This window comes from Aquimarina agarivorans (assembly GCF_000218485.1).
Taxonomy (GTDB): Bacteria; Bacteroidota; Bacteroidia; order Flavobacteriales; family Flavobacteriaceae; genus Aquimarina; species Aquimarina agarivorans.
The window spans coordinates 14,753-35,477 of record NZ_AFPB01000147.1 but is presented as its reverse complement, the minus strand read 5'-3'; the positions used below and the strand labels follow the sequence as shown (position 1 = coordinate 35,477).

The window sequence follows — 20,725 nt, the reverse complement described above, 5'->3', positions numbered from 1 at the left end:
GCGAGACACTAGCGAGAGTGAAGGAGGGATTATTCTCCACCTCTATCCTTATACCTTTTTAAATACTCACTCACATCGCTTTCCGAAAACAATTTAGGATAATCTCTAATTCGCCTCCCAATATTTGAGGTCTCAAATTCAAATTCTCTAAAATCTATATCTTGAAACAAATACTGCCAACCATAGAGTCCTTTTAAGAATAAAGCATGATCTAGATATTGAAAATAATCAATCTCCATCGAACTCAACTCTTTGCTTTTTAAATCAATACAATAAACATTGGGAGCTATTTTATCATCCTGTAACAAGATCGAAAATACTTGGGTATCACCAGCATGTGGATGTCCGTCAAAGAAACGATACCCCTCCATATAAAGCTCTTTTTCAAATGGATTTAACGCATCTTTAAATGCAGAAATAGCTGTATTGCTAAATAAAGAAGGTGTTCTTTTCAGATTAAATTCTCCTCCTGTTTCTTTAACTCCATCCAATTCATAATGCCAACAAAGATGAATAGTTAAAGGAATCATTATCTCTTTTAAAGTAGGTGACAAATTCAATTTAAAACTATCTGCTAAGTCTTTAAAAACAATATCTCGATCTTGTTCGGTTACTTCGGTAAAAGTATCCAAATGAATATTATTCTCTACCAAATGGATTGACTCATGATGTACTTGATCATTTAAGTGCCTTATCTTATCTATAAATTTTATATACTTCATATATATTCTCTTTAAAAATGAACCCTCCCCTGCGTAATAGCCTCATTGATATTTGTTCTAAGGATATTTCTTGGTGCAAAAAGGGTATTAATGGTAGCTTCAAAATTCAAAGCTTTATATTTAAAAGAAGGGTTGATCGCTTTTTGTTGATTTCTATAATTAATTATTTTTTCTGCTAATGATTTCGAGACTTTTAATGCTCTATGTATCTCATTTTTATCTATTTCCCTATTAATATTTATTATTGTTTGGGATATTCTAGGGGCTGGTATTTTGGCATTGTAAATTGCTAAATTGGTAGTTTTCTTTTTCCAACTACTAGATGTACCGTCGTATTCATATGCGCCATATTTTGCGGATAAGCTGTCTATAAATTTTTTGTTGGCCACTCGATGCCCATAACTTACAGATACATCATACCAAATTAGATCTCCATGATTAAGTGCTCTAATTGCAGGCGCCTCAACTTTTTCATAAAATTTCCGGTTTGTCCATGAAGGTGCTGGTGTAAGATTCGTATTTACAGCAGGACCTCCTAATTGCTCAGATATAATATGCATTTTAACATAAGTTCCTCCTTGACCTAGTTGAAGCTTATTCTCTGTAATAATATTCCAACCATGCAAATTTCCCTTATGTGAACCAGTTTTAGAGCCTTTTTGTTTTTCTTTTTACTTAAAAACTCAACAGAAGAATTTAATTTTACTATACCCGAATTTGAAAACCTAGGATATTTAACATTAGGGTATGGTTTAGACTCGTGCCCTGTCATTATAATATACAGAGGATCTACTAATTTATTTATGCGATTCTTTAATATAGCTGCCCCCTTTTTTATCTTATCCAAGTATTCTTTCTGTTTGACTGGTCTTTTAGTTCTTTTCAATATTCCTTTGTTTTTCCTAAGTCCAGCTTGATCTTTTTCAATATCTGGAATTTTTGTCAATACGGTTTTAATTGCATTATCAAATTCTATTCTTTGCTGCCCCTTTAAATCTTTAAACTCCTGTTTCTTTGTAGTAATTGTATTTTCCACGGTATCTCCATTAAATGAAGCCACCATAAGTTTTGCATTTTCTCCATCTCCTTTAAAATAAAGTTTATGGGAACTCCCATCTTTGGCCATGAAATGCTTTTTGTGTTTCCACCACTGGAAAAAGCTAGTAACCCCCTCTTTCACTTTCATCTTACCTTTTCGATAGAGGCTTCTTACCCGCTTCTCCACAAAATCAATTACCTTTCGAACAATCTTATCAATCGGCTTTCTAATTTTTTGGAGTACATTTTGAATCGCTTTTCCAATACCTCCAAGTCCAATCATTCGAGAGATAAAATTGAGGATGATAGGAATTCCTCCTGCCATGGCTTTTTCTATAAAAGCAGAAGCTGCCGTTATATTTCCTATTGCTATTTTACCAATTGAACTAAAAACGGAATTAACAAAATCAGAAATACGTTGCCAGTTGTTTACAAAAAAAGTTACTGCATTATAAATGGCTTTTGCAGCCTCTAATAAGATTCCAGCAGGATTCAAAAAGCTGAGTAACTTTATAATACCTTGTTGCACTACACGTGTAATTACCCAATTACGAATGCCCTCCATGATACTTTGCTTGATTTCGGCTGCTTTTTCCTTAATCATTTCCCAAAGTCCCATTGGGCCTTCATTCACTAGCTTTTGTACTATGGTAACTCCCGTTTCAGCTGCTTTCACCAAAGGTTCACCCACACGCTTGACCAGCTTATGACGAATATTCTGCCAGGTAACTCCTAAAACTTGTAATCCTAAATGAAGTACTCCTTTCACATCAAAAGCCTGAGGCATTTGGATGGGTAAATCCCCCATGACTCCCGTTAACCAGCTAGTTAATCCTCCTATGAGATGCTTGCGAATATTAGTGGCAAATCGACGAATCCCTCCACCCACAGCTTTTACTAGATTATGAATAAATACAATGGGATTTCCAACAATGGTCCAAAAAGTATCTCCTGCTTTACGCAGGATCTCCATCACTTTGGCTCCCATTGGCCCCGCTAATCTTAGAAAGCCTTCTAAAATAAATTCGGCGACTTTTTTAACTACTTTCTTCGCTAAGGTTAGAATATTGGCGAATATCGAAGCGAATATGGGTTTAATTTTAGTATTAAATGCTTCGATCGGACTGAAGACATCTCCAATTGACAAGGATGAAACTGCGGTTTTAAAGGCTGTTTTAATTGAAGCCCAGCTTAATCCCAGTTGTGCTATTTGACCATCTAACCAGCCAAATGCTTTAGTAATCATATTGGACTTCTCCAATTTAGCCCATAGATCATGACCTCCTGGTATTAACCCAATAAACCCTTTGATAAGGTTAGGTCCATCTCGCAGTACAGCATCGCCAGTAATAATATCTTTTCCTAAAATGACCGTCAACAACGTATAGCCTGGAATACGTTTAAGGATTGGTGAAATTTTACCCAAAATCCAATCGACACCTTTGGAAACGGTTTTGACAACAGTATTACCTACTTTTTTCACCCCATTCCAAGCAGTGCGCCCAACGCTTTTGGCTGCATTCCATAATCTACCAAATACGCCTTGTACTTTAGGTTGGGTATGCTGATACCTTTGTGGCTTCGTTTGAATCGCTGCACCTTGCTGCACCGTATGGGTTAACTCATGTGCTAACAAATGGTTTCCTGCTGTGGTATTGGTGTTATACTTGCCTTCGTTAAAGTAGATATCACTACCATGGGTAAACGCCTGTGCACCTAAATCTTGATTCATTTGAACGGCATTACTATCAGTATGCACTCGGACTCCTGAAAAATCGGCTCCCATTGCAGACCCCATACTTTCTTGAGTAGCTGATGGTAGCGAACTTCCTCCTCCTTTTGAACTATTTAGTTGTGACTCTAAATTAGATGAAGTAGTGCTCTCCTCGCTTTTGGCTTGAACTTCGGGTAAAGTTTGCTCTTCTTCTTTCAGCCGTATTGGAGGTTCCTCTTCCGGAGATTTTTCTTTTTCCTTTTTTTGAAGTTGTGGTGTTTCCTCACTTACTTCTTCTTCCTTTTCTTGTATTTCTTTATCCGTTGCTTCAGCCATCGCAACTTTCTGAACTACTGGTGTGGTTTCGAATTTAGTATGTACTTCTGGAGATTCGCCATTACTCTCAAAAATCGGTTTTTGCGGCACCTCAGCATCTATTGTGGAAAGGTCATCTTGTTCTTCCTTCTTTTGTATTTTATCTTCTTGTTCGCAATGATTACATTTTGACTGTACAGCCCCGTTGCCTCCGAAGCGGGAAATAAGAGTAGTATTTACTTCACTTAAACGCTGTATTACTTTATCCGCTGTAGCATCAGCTTCCTTTTCGTACTTATCATTTGGCTTGCCAATCGTTAACTTTGACTGTACTCTCGTACTATTAAAAAATGCTTCTGAAGACTCCGCTGATTTTGAAAAAAAACTATCCTTCCCTTCTTTATTAAAAAAAGGTTGCCGCTTTGCTTGTAATTGATTTGCTACGGTGGTGCTTTTATTTTGTACCTCTGCTACTTTCAACTAGTCCTGTACATTAATTGTTTTTATGTTTAAATAAATTTTGGTCTTGGGGTTTTCTCATGTTATATTTTCAATTTTATGCCCATTCTACTTGTAACATTGATTTCATCCAGGGTAATTTTATAATACTTATATTCCATGGCAACCGATTTAATAAAATATCCAGTGCATTTTGTTCTATATGTAAATTCCAACCCTTATCTTTCTTTATCAATTTACCATTTCGAGATAAAAATCCTTCTCGCAAGCCCTCTGGCGATGTTTTTCCCAAAGCTTTCCAATACTCTACAACTACCTGCAAAAGTTGATCGGCTTCATTTATCTCATCTTCAGTAAGTATGAATAAATAATCCAGTGGAACATTTGCTGGCATATTGCACAAAAACTTCATTAATGTCAACTCATATTCTTTAGCTTGAGACACTCCCGTGGCTAAATAGTATAACAATAAAACAGCCTTGCTTCTGCATTCTATATTTTTAAAATCACCAGCTTCAGTAAGTTTTAATTTTTTAAAGAATGTAGTAAGAAAGGGATGTATCAAAACAATTCCGGCATTTTCAAAATAATGATGCTCTTCCAAAATTTCAGAAATTGAGGTAATTTCTCCTTCCGCGTACCTTTGATCAACCGTTTTTAAAATTTCCGGAGTCTCAGGATTTTGATTTGATACAAGCTTATTTTCATCAAGAGCATTAGCTCGAACAATCTCTTTATTTTGCTCTGCTGATATATTTTGTGGTAACATTTTATCTAAATTCAAGCCTGAATTATCCCCATAACTGATCGGCTTTTTTGCACTTCCGTGAGAAACGTTATCTTCAATCTTTTTATTTATTTTTTGGATTTGCTGTTGAATAAGCTCGTTATTCATTATTTTTTGCCATGCTGCTACCATTTGTTTTTCAGAATTACTCCCTGAAAAAGGTGCTGCAATTTCTGGCTGATCGTGTACTACATGCCACACATAAAGCTTGTTTATACATGCTTTATCCTGATTTATAAAATGATGTAGCACCTGAACACAAAGCCCTTCGGATGGCAATCGCTTTTTTTGTCCAATTACTTGTTCAAATACAACCGTCCAAGCTTGAGTTTCAATAGTGCGTACATTAAATTTTACAGGTTCTAACAAATAGGTTTCTATGTCTTTAAAATTACCTAGTACAAACTTTTCAAAATCGATGCTAAAAAATTGTTTAATGGCTTCAATCCCTATACTAAGCTCCCCTTGATTATATCCCGAAAATATTTCGGTTATAGACTTTAAATCTTCAGGTGTATGTTGCAAAATCAACCGTTTTAAAGCAATTGGCTTGGAAACCACTAACCGTTGCAAAGTATTTAGGCAATACTCATTTACTGCCAAAGCTTCTAACACTAAAAGCATCCAACCCTGATCAGGCTTTAAATAATCAGATGAAAAGTTACCATGTTCTAACCAATGCAACCAAATATTAAAATAATGCGTATTCAATGGCTGCTTTTGAAAACCCAAATACTGATCTTTTGTATTCTTATCTTTTTCTTCAAAAATCTTTTTTCGATAATCTGAGTACTGATTTTTTGAAAAATCGGAAGTGTAACTTTGAGTATGTTGAAATCCAATGTGTTTATTATAACTTGTAAAACGTGCACTTTTATTGTCAACATATAGCTTCTCATTTTGTTGCAGACTTTTCACTAACTGCTGCTTAATAATGTGCAATATTTCATTCAATATAGGTTCTAAATTTTCTTCATTCCAATCAAATGAATTAAGATTTACCGTAAGTTGATCAATCAAAATATGGGTGTCCTTATCAACCAAACTATCCAACAAAGCTGCAATACGTGGATTTAGCTCTTTTTGAACCCAGCGACTTATTTGACTTTGTAAGGTGTAGCTATCCCTGTCGGTGGGTATCACCAAGTCCAGAATTAGCTTATTTATCAAATGTTTTTGCCTCATTGTTCTTAAGTCAATAATAAATCATCTATTTCTCCAATAACTAAATTTGGTTTTCCAGTCGATATAATTTCATAATGATTCCATTCTGCAAACCAATTGGCTGTTGAAATGCCTTTTTCTCTGAGTGCCTTAAATTCATCTTTAAGGCGCTCCGTATCCTTACTGCTAATTGACTTAGTGGGAGCACAACACAAAGTATCCAATAAATGAAATGTGGCTTGTTTTAAAAAGAAGGCATACGCGTTATAATTACTATTGTCTCGTTGCAAGCTGTAGCGAATAAAAAAAGCCATCAAGTTTTTATATTTTGGGATGGTAGCCTTAGCAGCCACAAATGCTTCAACCCGCTTGTAACTGGAAGTTTTTCGCACTCCAGTCCCTTGATAAGACTCTGCTATTTGCTGTTGATATCTTGCGCGTCTTTCACTAATTTTTTGTGTTAAACCAACATCTTTTGTTATTGGACTAACACTTACATCACCAGTTACAGGTACTATACTACTATCTTCACCAGACACCTCATCATTTATTAGTGTCTCATCTTCAATTTGTTCTTCTCTTGTTCCACCGCCTGAATCGTCATTTGCATTACAACTATTGCCCAAAAAAATACTTTGATCCACATAATCTAAAACTTCATTAGCAGATACATTATCATTATTACAATTACACGATGCTGTAGCCAATGATGCTTCCGCAGAAGGATTAACGGATTGCAAACTACCTATTAGCGCTACCATTTGACAATTTGGTGTTATGCTTGAAGTAACACAAATAGTAGTGTCTTTTTCAGGATTCTTTGCCCAAATCAGCCAATTGTAATATACAGCCTCGAAATTGCAAAGCTCCCTAGGACTAAGCCATTTGATATTTAAACCCACCAGCGCAGGTGCCTCCCTATGTAATACATTTTCAATCACTTTACGTTGTGCTGTTGTTTTAAAAGGAGCTATCCATGATGGCAACACCACAGTTGCCCAAAAGGAATAGGGATCACTCCCTGGAATATAAGTAACTACCGGACGATTTTCTGATGTAAGGCACGGATCTCCTTCTGACAGAAATGTTTGCCAATCCAATTTACACTCAACTTCAGGACAAACAGGCAAAAGGCAATTACTATTGACTAATTTTTCATCTCCATCTGACTCATCTTGATCTTTATTTTTAGGTCGCAATAATAAGTGTTCTACTAAATGCATTCCCATAGAACGCACATTTTTTTTGGTACGATCGGTTGCTTTTTCTACGTCCAATAATGTATTGTAGATCTGCGGATGGTAAGCCAATACTTTCTGAGGATTGATAATTTGAAAACTATACGATCCGTATGCTGTTTTTTCAATTGGTTCTGCTGTAAAAACTGGTGAACTAAGCTCAACTATTTCCTGAAATTGATAGTATGCTTGCAGGGCTTCATTGGCACTATGATAAGTATTTACACTTTCAAAAGGAAATAGAACATTTTGATGTAATTGCGCCTCATTATCGTCCTTATTCGTATCAAAAGGCATTAATCCTTGAGGAGTAATATTGGTATTTTTTTCTTGCATACACAAGCGATATTGATACCCTTGAGTTCCCTGAAACACCGGGAAACGATTAACCACATCAAACAACACATCATAAACTTCAGTTCGATTAAATAGAGCGTTTACAAAATTTAAGCCTTCAGGAAAACTTTTTAATGTTTCATTAAGGTAGCGCTTTAATGTCTCTTCCCGTTGCGCTGCCTGATATTTAGACACCTCAATTCCCTTGCGAAGCAAAAACATAAACTCACAAAAACCTTGATCAATATGCAACCCAGCTGCTGCTGGAAATTGAAATGCTTCGCCACCGACAATTTTTTCTAAATCTTCTTTTTGAGTTATGTATTTATTGAAATCAAGATCTCCGAGTTTTTGTTCCCAATCTTCCATGTGTTGATCCCTTGCAGCTCTTGAATTGAAACTACTGGCATAATCGACCAAATAATAATCATCAGAAACTACTTTAAACTTCCAATAGCTTTGGTCACAATAAGGAATGTAATTGGAGTCTTTTTCGGCTGCTTCCAAAAAAGCATTCAGCCCTCCATTTAAAGGCGTTGAATTTACTTCGGACGCTCCCCAAGCTTCATTTTCACTTCCATAATCAACACTGCTTTCCAAAAGCACTTCGGTTAAAGAAACATAAAATTGATCGGCCAAACAAGTCACCATGCAATGGTTAGCTGTTCCTGCTAAATTGTAGAAAAAATTATAAGCAGTAATCGCCTTTTCTATAGTATCAAATTCCGCTGTACTTTCCCAAATTTTTGATATTTCAATATCAGTACCTTTGGTTGGTACTATTGTAAAGTTTACTTGAGTAGCGTGGTACGAAAAAGTTTGAATTTTTTCTTGTCCTAAAATTTCAACTTTTTTCTGTATTGGATATTGAGCTGCTAGTCCACTCAAATAAGTAATTACGTTAGCATCCGTACTGCTACCTTTATCAGGGACAGGTAAAACAGTGTCTGTAACTTCTAACTTATTTGCTGTGCTAAATGCGTGTAGTACTTCCGTAAATAAATTCTTTATAGAGGTAGGCACAACAGCCAAAATAGCATTGGAATTACACTCTTTAACCATTTCCTTACTATAACTTTCTACTAAACTAATACGCCCATCTTTTCCATAATTTTCTGGATCTTTAGCAAGTGCTATTACAGATAAATATTCATTTTTGTAAGCGTCCAGTGCTTTTTCTTTATTGGCATATCCTTTATAACTAATCAAAATAAAAGTCCTACCCTTAGCATCACTAAAACTGACCTGATAATGAAATTTATTAGAATCTAGCACAGGGCAATTAATAATTTCATCACCTTGAGGTTGATTTTGTAAATCAATTGGTGGTTTAACATCACATATTTTAGATTTAAAAACCAAAGCACTGTCCCGATCACGATGCTTTTGAACAGAAATGGCAATCGGTTGATTTTTCTGACAAAATCGCCATTCATATCGTTCCTCATTGTTTTCAACCAATTTTTCTAAAATGTTTTTTTCATTAGGCTGAAAATCCTTTGTATAAATAGTATTTAAATACTTAGTGACTTTTTGAATTTCTTTTAACGTCTCATCTTTCTTATTTATTAAAATAGTTACTGGACTTTTAGCTTTTGGAGTATAAACCTCAATAAATCCCTTGTCATTTGTTTTAAAAGAAATTTCTAATAGCTGATTGGCAAATTCAGTATATTTTTTCTGCGCATCTTCATTTGTTTTAAAAGTAGCCGCGCTTTTCATTAATGGAATAAAATTATCTTGGGTATTGGTAATTCCATAAATGAACTGAAATTGTACAGGGGTAGCTACAATTTCAAATTGATAGCTATTTTGCAAGTATAGCTTTCTGTCCGAAGTTAAAACATCAGCTACCAGCGTACTGTCAGCATTATTTCTTGCTTTTTGCTCGGAAGCAAACTTTTCAAAAGATTGTAATAAAACTGAGCACTCTTTTGAAATGATCCACATATATGTGCGTGGCTCTTCCGCTACCTTAACCGGGAGTTCATTTTTCTTAAAGTAATTTATAACCGTAGTTAAAGCTTTGGCACGATCTGCTACTGTTTCAAATTGAGTTGGTGGTATTGCAAAAAAGTTTTTTGAAGCGTCCAATAAAATGAATTGATAAATCGAATTTCCTGGATCCCCTGACTTTATGTAACTCCCCTTGAGTTTACCCCGTGTAAACACCGATTCAAGCTGTTTCACTGCCAATTTTGATGTATTATAAACACAGTAACTCACAAGCAACCTATCTCCAGTTTTATCCAACAACTGAAATCCAAACTGATCTGAAACTTGCAGGTAGTTTGGTACAATTGTATTTTTTTTAAATACTGAAATACATGATTTTACAAGCTCATTCTTTTCAAAAGCTATTTCTAATGGATTTGACCTCCCAATTACATGACCTTGCTCATTTTTTAGCTGTAAATAAATGATTCCTTCTATTTCAACAAGTGCGTAATTTTTATCCGTAACCCCCAAGGCTTTTGCTTGTCTCCAGCCAGTTACAGCACGTTGCGCGTCTGGATAAGTAGCTACCCCGATAATAGTTACCCCATTGTAAATGGCTATTTCCCATTGAAAAGCAACATCATGTGTAGTTAGATAATTTGTTAATGTGGTTTTCTTAAGTAAATCATCCCAAGTATCTTCATACCCATTAAATATGCCTTCACAAGATTTAAATTTGTTTCCAATTTGTTCCGAAACATGCCATTTCCAAGTTTTAATAGTTTCAATTTCAATGTCAAAAGCATTGGCATTTATATACTTATTTGTTTCTTCCAATGCCAAAAAGCGATATACCTGACCATTACTCGCTGGTATTTTTACTTGCTGATGATTACTATTTTCTATAAACACTGCTTGGCTTTCAAGAGCGTTTTTTTTCGAAGTTATTTTGTCATTAGCACTTCGAATTGCTACTTGTTTTTCAAAATTTAATAACTGCTGGTGGTAAGTGTATTTAGTGATGACACTATTTTTAACACTTGGCACACTGGAATACAGGTGTTGCGCTAATTTGCTATCAAAACCATACAAACTTCTTTCCAGCTGATCATAGCTAGAAGGATTCCTGAGCTGCAAGATTATTTTTTTCGCATCCTCTGTTAACTCTTTTTTGGTCTGATATCCCTTATTACTCCGGAATAAAATAGCGTCATTATAATCTCGAATTACTATTCTGAAAGATGAGGTAACTTCGAAATTGCAAAGATTACGGCGCTTATAATTTTCAATCCCTAACAATCCAGACACCCGTTTTTCCAAACCTGAAACATTATCTGTATTCCAAGCTTCTTTTTGATAATTGAATGCTTTCCCTCTATTTCGACTAAGATCTGCAAAAGTATTTACGTAATCCGATTGATATGCTATTTCTTTTTCTTTTGCAGAAACTCCGTGTTCTGAGGTATTTTTTTGATAGTGAAGTAATGAAAAATCTGTAAATTGTTCACCAAAACGCGCCAAAAGGTGATCTAAAAATTGTTTTCTTCTTGTTTGATACGTCTCCTTGCTTTCGGTAAGCGTTTGTAAAACCGAAGTATAAGCTACAGGATTGTATACGATATCAAAAAAATGTTTGTTGGCTAAACTAGCTTCCGAAGTATCAGTAACTAGCCTATAGCTTTTTGTGCTTCTCCCCAAATACTGCACCGTTTGTGCTTGCTGCAACGCCTCCGTGTGACTGTGGCTTCGATGGACTCCAACAAGTATACTATCTGCTAGTTTATCCACAGATAATACAAAAAAATACCCTCTGCGATCCTTGTAAATAGCGGTATCGTAATCTTCATTGGAAAAGGCATTTACATATTGATTAATTATTGCGTTTCGTAGTACTGATGAGCTAAAACTTACCTGAGTTTCTTGATCGTAATTTTTTTCCTGACAGTAATTACCAACTCGAAATTCCTGATTGGTTTTATGCACTAGATTTTGCAATGTATGCTGGACCTCAGCTGAATTTACAATTGGAACTGCTAGCACGGAACCTTTATGAAGCGACTCATCCTCAAAAAAAGAAAGTAGCTCGTCAATGTTTGCAACATCAGTTGGCATATCCGTAAAATAACTTTTACGATCGCTTTCCAGTATCTCTTTTTCTGACTTTAGAGAAAAAAGCGTGCTAATATTATTAAGTTGCGCCGTATAATTTGTCAATAATTGATCAAAAAACAACAAATATCCTTTTAGTTGCATCGCCTGAGCTTTCCTTGTCTGGCTGGTTCTATCTGGCAAACCATCTGTCCCAATACCATAAACCACAGGAAAATCGTTTTGAATTGAGTAATGCTTATTGAAATCCTCTTTTGCAGTTCCGCTAGCAACGGATGCATTCAAATTTTCCAAAGGTTGTGTGAATTTTTCAGACAGGGTGCTTTTGCTCAAAACTGAAAAGGTATCAACACTCCATTTTCCGTTAGTATCAAATAATTCAATACAAGTATTTTCCGCTGAAAAATAAGGGGCATAACCCTGACTAATTCGGTACTCCCAAGTACTAAGCTTGGTCATCCCATTTTCAATTTTCAAGGAAATTTCCTTCACTTTTCGCACACCTGCCACCGAAAGTATTTCGTTATACAGATCTGAAAGATATATTCGATCTCTTTTTTGGTGCTGCTCTATTTCGTTGGTATCGATAAATCCAGCACTATTTTGGAGGTAAGGCCTACCTGCAAAAATTTCGTCCATGCCCTTACCTTTATCCAATAACTCCTTTAGAGTATAGAAATGTATTTGAGGTGCTATATAATTTCTAATTTTGTTAAGTACATCGGTATATATTTTTTGCGTATCTACTCCCTGATGCACCTCAATATTAGCACAGACACCAACATCGGATGATTGTAGCACCTTTACAACTTCCAAGTCTTCACACAAATTTCTGTATTCCGAAAACAGTTTTTTTACTGCTTTGGACAACTCTTTATCAGCATACCCTTTATCTTTTTCAATAACCACCTCATACAATCCATTAAGCTCTATTTTAAAATTGCCGGTTGAAACATTTAACTGCTTCTTATTTAAGTATAAACTTTGCTCTTGTGCCACTGGTGTTATCCAAGCATTGCGCACTCCTTCAATTTCCAAAAACAACTTCCTATAATCAGTATTAGTTACCGGATTTATAGATAAAATTTCGAGGGGAGATAAAAAATTATCCGAAACTGCATTTCCTTTCTGCGAAGCCAAAATATCCTGAAATGGCAATGAGGTACGGTATCCCAAATCCATTAAAGCATAAATCAATACCTCCAAAATGGTTATTCCTGGATCATGGATATTATGATCCGTCCAAATCTTTCCTGAAAGATTGGCTATATGACTAAAACCTTCGGCACGCAATTTTTCAAAATCCAAATATTCCGAAATATTTGGATCATTTCGCGTAACAACGGTACTTGATGTATTTTCAATAGTTGGCATATCAACAATTATTCGGATGATTTTTAAGATGGATTCGCAATACTGCTACTCGATCCTACTTCCTGTTCTTCTGAACAGAATTCCTGTTCAATTTCTACACAAATTTCGCCTGGACCGATCACCGATCTGGCCGTAAGCGGATATATTATATTTCCTTTTTGATCACTACCTCCTTCCAATACTAAATTTTTAATAAAATTGACATAATCTAGCTGCTCCACATAACCTACCACGTCTGAATACATTACTGGCATTCCGAAGCTAATTTTTTCTGCACCTTCCAATAACCAAGGTGCTAAATAATTGGTAACGTCCTCTTGTAGTTTTTTTTGATAAAAATTTACAGATTTACCTCGCTTTAATTGTACCCTAATGGTAACATCCAATGGCTCATAGCGCGGATTCATAATTTTGATTCTGGCAAAAGCCGATATACGATTACGAATATGTATTTCAATGTTTTGCAAAATACTGACTGGCAACTTTGGTGCTAACTGATTTCCTGAAACAAGCTTTGTAAGATCAGGAATTACCGTAATTAACGCAAAGCCAGGTGCAACTTCTAAATCCTTTTGATAGGTTACTGCTGAAAGTCCCATGGTATGACTAATGCACTTTACCTTGTATACCTCAGGAAACGCTTCCAGTATTATTTTCTCATAATCTTCAATCATAACCCCGCGCCCTTTGTGCTTTAATTGTTCACTCACTCGAGTGTAAAAATGACCATTTGCTTCTGGTGGTCTTCCTCCGAAACTTGGATAAGGTTGCTGTACTTTTTTTATACTAAAATTTGCTTTCAATAATTTGTCCACGCTTTTTGGTGCTAGTGCAGCACTCAATCTTTGTGTATCATTATTTTTGCTAATTTGTGCCGAAGCTTTTGCTGTTTGAGTGTGTATTCCTAAGGTTTCCGCAATGGCTTTAGCGTTTTCTTTTACCGTTGCTTTTAGCCAAAATAAGTCTTCTGGCATTTGAGTATTCCCTGTATTAGTAATATCCTGAGGTATAGCAATAGTTATAATCCCAGAAACAGTCAATCCCTTAGTATCATCGGAAACAATATTGAAATCAGGCCTTAGTACTTTCCAGGTATTATCGGACAGATAAAACCATTCAACATTTGCTTTGTCTATTTCCGAATCCGCAGTTGCCTCTGCCAATTGAAATAATAAGGAAAGATTTCCCCCAGGAGTCAATGTATCTAAACCTACAAACAGCGTACCTTCATCATCAAAAATTGGGAACAGACTTGGATTTTGCTCAATCCGTTCAAGCTTTGCAGAACTTTCGAAGGGATAAAGGTGAACGATATCAATATGATCGTTGTCTGCTTTTGCAGTGTAATCGATGTATAAATTTTTTATAGTTGGCGTCCAGGGTTCATTAGGAATTAGTGCTTGAAGCGCATCGTCCGATAAAAAATCTAAAATACCTGTATCAACAAAAATTTTATTTAACTCTTCAACTACTTCAATTACAGATGTGGAAAGATCAATAAGTTCGCCAGTGGTATTTTCATTTTTATCGTCCAAACGCCCTAGAATACCTCTTACAAATGCTTCAAAATCTAAAATTAAATCATCCAAATTATTCCCTGAACACAAACCAGCTATCTTGGTGCTCAAATTTTGAAAATCAGTTTTAATAAATCCAAATTGGTTGATTAGCTCCTGAAAGGTATCTTGATCACCTGGGATATCTTGAGGATTAACTAATAACGTTAATTGATTGACTACTGTATCAAAATTAGCGGTAATATAACTTGAAATAGCTTCAAAGGCATCTTTAACAGCGGCTACTTTAGTCTTTAATCCATCTCCATTCAACGGGTCTTTATTGGCATTCGCTAAATTTACGATTGTTCCAATTTGAGTATCAATTTCACCGATTGGTCCTTTGATATCATCCAAATCGTTATTTGTATCATTTAAAAGGGCTACAACATCAGCTACCTTTTTATTCAAACCTGTGTTTTGATCTTGAATAATAGCTAGTAAATCTTCAAAAAAAGTATCTAAAGTTTCATTTGCAATTGAAATAGAATCTGTAAGCGTTTCGCCCAAATTTCTATTATTGTCATCATCATTTGGTTTCAACTCATCTCTGATTAGTATAATATCTTTGACCAGACCTGTTAACGTAACATTAAATGAGTTTAAGTCACTTTCATAAACAGCCAAATTATCGAGACTATTTGTTTTGTTGTACTCCTCACACGCTGCTATGACCAATTCATTTACAGCTTTTAGTCCTAATGAAATGGCACCATTATTATCTGTAACAAATTTGACTAATTCAGTAAGATTTGTTTTTAGAAATTTGGCATTTGCCAAAGCTTGCTCAATACTATTTTCTGCATTAGCATTTACGTTTAAATCCTGACTTGCTTGAATTACCGATCGATCCGATTTTACATAAATAGCATCCGACAATTTATCGCCTTGCGCTGAAAACGCGTAAGCCAACATTTGACGTGCTAACACAAAAGGATATTCTTCATGCAAAAAATCCTGATCCGCTAGCGTAAATTTTAAAAAGCCATTGATAGAGGTTTTAAAAAAATTGAGTTCCTGATCAAAATCTACGTACGTATTTTGGGCATTATTATTCGTAATTTCCCAAGCAAAATTAGATTGATTTACACAAGATAAATCATCTAAAAAATTTGGGTTTGACTTACTAAATAATTCCATTCGGTCAATTAGCTGATTCCATGACCCATTTTGCAAATGATCTACTTTTATTTTAAAATTTTCCTCTACTAGTCCCAGTTGATCCAAAATAGTATTCTTCCTGTCATTTCCTGTGCCACCGTCAGCCATTCCGGCTACTCTTTTTATATATGCCTTGTAATGATCCCTAAAATCATTAGGTTTTTCTTTCCATTCAATATTTACCCGAAGCGAATCCCAATTTTTAAACAACACCTCCTTGCTTCCTATATAAAAACTTGGACCTAAACAATCTTGCGGATTCTCGCTAGTACATGCAAATGGATTTACAGTATCATCATCTTTTTTAACTCCATTATCAGTTGTATTTTTAGGTTCAGGATATTCTGCCAACTGATTCATCGGATCAAAACCTGAAACGTTAGGGCGTAGTCCAAAAGGAAACATTTGACTATTTATGTTTAAGACACTTTCATCATTTTGAACTATTAAATTTTTTATCCCACAAACGCTTACCTCAATATTAGATTCCATTAATTTTAAAAATCTTAAATAATGATATGGCGATACGACTTGAGGTAGCACTTGATTTTTTTTTGAACCAGATTCATTCTTATATTTTAACTTACAAGCGTCAATGATCGTGTTATTTTCAAGCGAAATATATGCCTCTGGGTTTAGTTCTATTTTAAGAACAGGAGTAGGTGTTTTAAAATCAAATTTATCTTTAAGTATGCTTTCGTTGTAAAAAACTACCGCTGGGAATTCCACATTTAATTGAATACTTATTTGAAAAATTAAAAGCTGTTCATCATTGCTCTTTAGAATACTCAGCGAAGCTATTTCTGTAGGAAGCCATTTTTTTTCACCACTAAAATGACATAAGAACAATGAATTTTCTACAGCTTCCAGGTTATTTTTGATCATATCTAAATCAACTGTGGTTCCATCTAATACTGATGAGTTGTTACCACAGGATAAGGTTACTTGTATATTTCGCTCTCCTTCCTGTAACAGTAATACGGGCGATGCTAATACGAATCCTAATCGCCCTAAGGGCAATTCTTCTGGTAACGTACTCCCCGATATCTTTTTTTTACCAAATTTTCCTCCTACAGTTGACCAATTGGTAAGTTGCCCTTCAGGAAATGCTGCGCCCAGTCCATCGGACGAGTTAGCTACTGGCGATATATAAACCCCCTCAATAAACTCTGGTGCTTTTTTTACTGTATTTACTGCTAAGGTTTTTAATGATTTAATTTGTGCTTTATCAATTATCAAGTCATGATCTAGACTAAAAATAATATTCTGATTGTTGGCATCTTTCCCATCTTTTAATAATAACTCTTTTTCCAACATCAGGCTGTCCAAATGTTTTGCTATTTCAAAAATCAAATGCGCCTGATCTGGTATGGCCTCTTTAGGCTGTAATTGTAATACTTCTTTATAAAAAAAATCTAAATGTCTTTTTGTTAAGCTATTTACATCTCCCTGAAGGTGCTTAAAAAGTTCTAAAAAGGCAAAAATCAAACCCAAATGTGGCGTATGTTTCTTTTGATATGTTTCCTGAAGAGGATATATTGCTTCTTCAATATATTGTGAAGCGGTTGCAATTACTTTTGCATAGCCCAACTGAAATTGCAAAAAAAGAGTCTTTAATTTATCCGCCGTAATTGCAAATGCTTCTTTTTTGCCACCTCGCGTTTGCTTAATATTTAAATCATAATTGAAAGTTTCTGCAATTGGGATTTGCCAAGGTGTTTGCGTTAAAGGCATAAAATTGATTTTAGAAACTCCCAAAAACAATTGGCTGGCGTTAGCTATTTTAATAAAATCTTTTAATGACTCATTATAATATGTTTTTACAATTGCTGTTAATGGGGTCAAAAAACTATTATTTCCTATCACTACCTTTTTAAATAAAGCATCCAAAGGGTAAATAAAAGTATCCATGACAAATCTCAAAAGCGCTTCAGCCGTTTTTGCTGAAGGAAATTCCTTGAAAACACTCATCAGCGATTCAAATTCACTTTGATTTTTTTCCGAAGAAACTTTACTTATTGAAGCGAGTTGAAATGGTAAACTATCTTTGAAAAAAGAACTCCAACTAGCTACTTGTTTGTAGGTATTTCCATTTTGATCCGTTTGCAATTGAGGGAAGTTAATATGCTCCGCATACTGACTTATTCTGTAAAGCTGATCTGCCAGAGTACTCCCATCTATTTCAGGTGCTTTTTCCTGAAGTTCCGCTATAATGCGTGTTCTTTGGCTAATCCCTGTTCTATTAATTAAGGGATGTGAAATCATGGATGGTTTTTTCATCATTTATATTTTATACTCCTTGATCGAGTTCCCTTAAATAAAAATCGTATACAAAATTATTCCGTGTATTGGTTTCTTCTATACGGTAAGTGATGTTAATTTTTAATATCCCTTGTATGACGTCAAAAGAGCTGGCTTCCGTAATGTCAATACTTTCCAAACGGATTCTGGGTTCAAAATATAAAATAGCACGCGCTACCAAATCTTTTAAAAAACCCAATAGTGCATTATCTACATTTTCAAACTGATACTCTTTTAAATTACAGCCATAATTTACCTGCATGACGCGTTCTCCCAAACTTGTAGACAGTAATATTTCCAAACTTTGTTCAATATCAGTTTCAGCACTAACCATTTGTACTGTATTTGTTTCTTTATCAAACGTAGGTGGAAATGACCATCCAGTTCCTAAATATGCTTTATCTGAGTTCATTTTATTTAAAATTAACCCCCAATATTCACTGTGGGTAGTCCTTGAACAATTACTCCTGAATGTGCTGTGGTATCACCCATTCTTGCTGCGGGTTTCCCGCCAATAAATACGGTACTAGATCCTTTAACAATAGTATCTGGAGGACCACTGCAAACGCACATGTCACCAACTACTGCTGCGGGCTGACCTCCAATTAAAACCGTTGGTACTGATGGCCCTACAATTGGTCCTCCTACATGAGGAACCGTTCCTGTCACCATTGGACAAGTGTGCATATCTGAAATTCTTGCTGCTGCTGGCATATCTTTTTAATTTATATTCACAATTGATCCTTTAACTTCCGTAATTCCATCTGCAGAAACAGAGGTAGAAGCTCCTTTAATTTCCATAGTGGCTTGCGCTTGCATTGCAATATTTACCCCTTGTGTAGCCACATCCATACCCGCCTTTAGATTTAAATTTCCGCTTGCTTCAATAGTGATATCCCCTGGACTGTTCATTTGAATACCCGAAGATTCCATCTTTAAAACATTATCGTTTTGATCAGTTACGGTAATTGAGGTAGTATCTTCATCCAATATTATACTATTCCCTGCTGGAGTATCTACAATAATCGTTTTTGTTTCGTCATTAAAAAGCAAACGCATGCCACTTTTGGTAGTAAATCCTTTTTCAAAGTTGGTATCCTGCGCTTCATAGGGAGCAGGCTTTGTCGAACTATGCAACATTCCGAGTACAATGGCTTCGCGCGGATCATCATTAATAAATCCTACAATAACTTCGTCTTCTATTTCTGGCAGAAAAAAAGATCCTCTGCCTGCTACACCATCAGCTGCTACACCTGCATCCAACGTAGCAATCCTTGCCCAAATTCCTGGAGCTGAATTATCAACAATTGGTAATCGCACTAAAATTCTGTTTTCACCCTCTGGATCATCCTGAAGCTGCACCACTTTTCCTATTTGCAATCCTTGAATTGCTGGAATGAGCCCCCCCGCTGGTGGGGATATAATATCGTGATATTTTTTAGCAAAGCATTCAGGACTTAATCCAAATTGCACTTGCGTTTGCCAGGATCCATTTTGCACTATTTGTTTTACACCTGATACAAATGCTTTTCCTGTAAAACGAGTACCTAAACCCTGTAAGTCTATCATATGACCCGGTTTAATTGGAGTGTATCCTCTGAATTTTGCGCGTCCTCTTATTTTTGACAATCTACTGATTTGCAAGGTAGACGTTGCCCAATTTTCCAATTCTTCGGCAATCACTTGACCCGAATGCCGTAACTCAAATTTTTCTGGCGAAAATTCATTTGCCAATGTTTGTCCTGCTACATTTCCCAGTTCATCAATATTCACACTTTCTGTACTACTCTCAAACATATCTTGTCCGCCATAGTCCCATGATTTTGCTTCTACAGATTTCCATTGATTTCTTCCATCCATTTCGGCTTCAAAATCAATTAAAGTCGATCCATAAAGTACTCCAATTTCTGGTTCATTATTGGTTTGAGGAGGCGCTATGTTAATTTCCCCATCGTTCACAAATACCAGTTGCGCATTTGCTTCTGCCCGCATGAGCATAAAATCCCAATCAGTCACATGATATTGAACCATTTCCAAATGAGTAATTGAAGTGCTTTGTACATTACTGGATAAATTTTGATATCTAGAGATGATTTCCTCCATGATTTCGCTATCCGTACGCTCTTCATAATAAAAATTATGTCTTCCTAAAGTCATTTTTACTGCTGCATCCCTACAGTCAAGAGTTAATTGGGTTTCACCATTCTCTTTTATTTTAATCCCATGTTTAATAATAAGCCCCTGAAATACTTGTTCATTATCACGGTCTTTCCCGATTTTGATTGCTATTGATTTCCCTGGTATGAAGTTTTCCTGCTCACTGATTTGAAAAGTTTCTTCGGCGGCATCTCCATCACGAAGCACAATACGTGCTGTAGGTATTTTATTAATTTCTTTACCTACTGAAATTGACATTACTTGATAAGCTTGATCAATTACCTGACCATCGATTATAATATCAAAGGTGGATACATCATGCGTTGACGTTTCGGGAATTTCTCTATCCTTCATAC

At 35.5% G+C, this 20,725-nt stretch carries 9 protein-coding genes; all 9 read right to left on the bottom strand.

Features of this window, described 5'->3' with window-relative positions; translation table 11 throughout:
• Positions 1-29 precede the first annotated feature (29 nt).
• Entirely contained in the window at positions 30-722 is a 693-nt protein-coding gene (locus tag GMC_RS0109825; RefSeq protein WP_010521972.1) for a hypothetical protein, read from the bottom strand.
• 11 nt (positions 723-733) lie between these two features.
• Positions 734-1,282, bottom strand: coding sequence for a hypothetical protein (locus GMC_RS0109820; RefSeq protein ID WP_157998159.1), 549 nt, complete (start codon positions 1,280-1,282; stop codon positions 734-736).
• Positions 1,283-1,305: 23 nt separating this feature from the next.
• Entirely contained in the window at positions 1,306-4,269 is a 2,964-nt protein-coding gene (locus tag GMC_RS0109815; protein ID WP_010521970.1) for an eCIS core domain-containing protein, read from the bottom strand.
• A gap of 76 nt (positions 4,270-4,345) precedes the next feature.
• Positions 4,346-6,220, bottom strand: coding sequence for a contractile injection system tape measure protein (locus GMC_RS20680; RefSeq protein ID WP_010521969.1), 1,875 nt, complete (start codon positions 6,218-6,220; stop codon positions 4,346-4,348).
• 5 nt (positions 6,221-6,225) lie between these two features.
• Positions 6,226-13,194, bottom strand: a complete 6,969-nt coding sequence (locus tag GMC_RS0109805; RefSeq protein ID WP_010521968.1) for a baseplate wedge protein — start codon at positions 13,192-13,194, stop codon at positions 6,226-6,228.
• Positions 13,195-13,217: 23 nt separating this feature from the next.
• Positions 13,218-18,194 carry a baseplate J/gp47 family protein gene (locus tag GMC_RS0109800; protein ID WP_138940604.1) on the bottom strand — a complete coding sequence of 1,659 codons (4,977 nt, stop codon included), beginning with the start codon at positions 18,192-18,194 and terminating at the stop codon, positions 13,218-13,220.
• A gap of 7 nt (positions 18,195-18,201) precedes the next feature.
• Entirely contained in the window at positions 18,202-18,624 is a 423-nt protein-coding gene (locus GMC_RS0109795) for a GPW/gp25 family protein (RefSeq protein WP_010521966.1), read from the bottom strand.
• An 11-nt stretch (positions 18,625-18,635) separates the two neighbouring features.
• On the bottom strand, positions 18,636-18,926 hold the full coding sequence (locus GMC_RS0109790) for a PAAR domain-containing protein (RefSeq protein WP_010521965.1): 291 nt from the start codon (positions 18,924-18,926) through the stop codon (positions 18,636-18,638).
• A gap of 6 nt (positions 18,927-18,932) precedes the next feature.
• Positions 18,933-20,723, bottom strand: coding sequence for a type VI secretion system tip protein VgrG (gene vgrG, locus GMC_RS0109785; RefSeq protein ID WP_010521964.1), 1,791 nt, complete (start codon positions 20,721-20,723; stop codon positions 18,933-18,935).
• Positions 20,724-20,725: the final 2 nt, after the last annotated feature.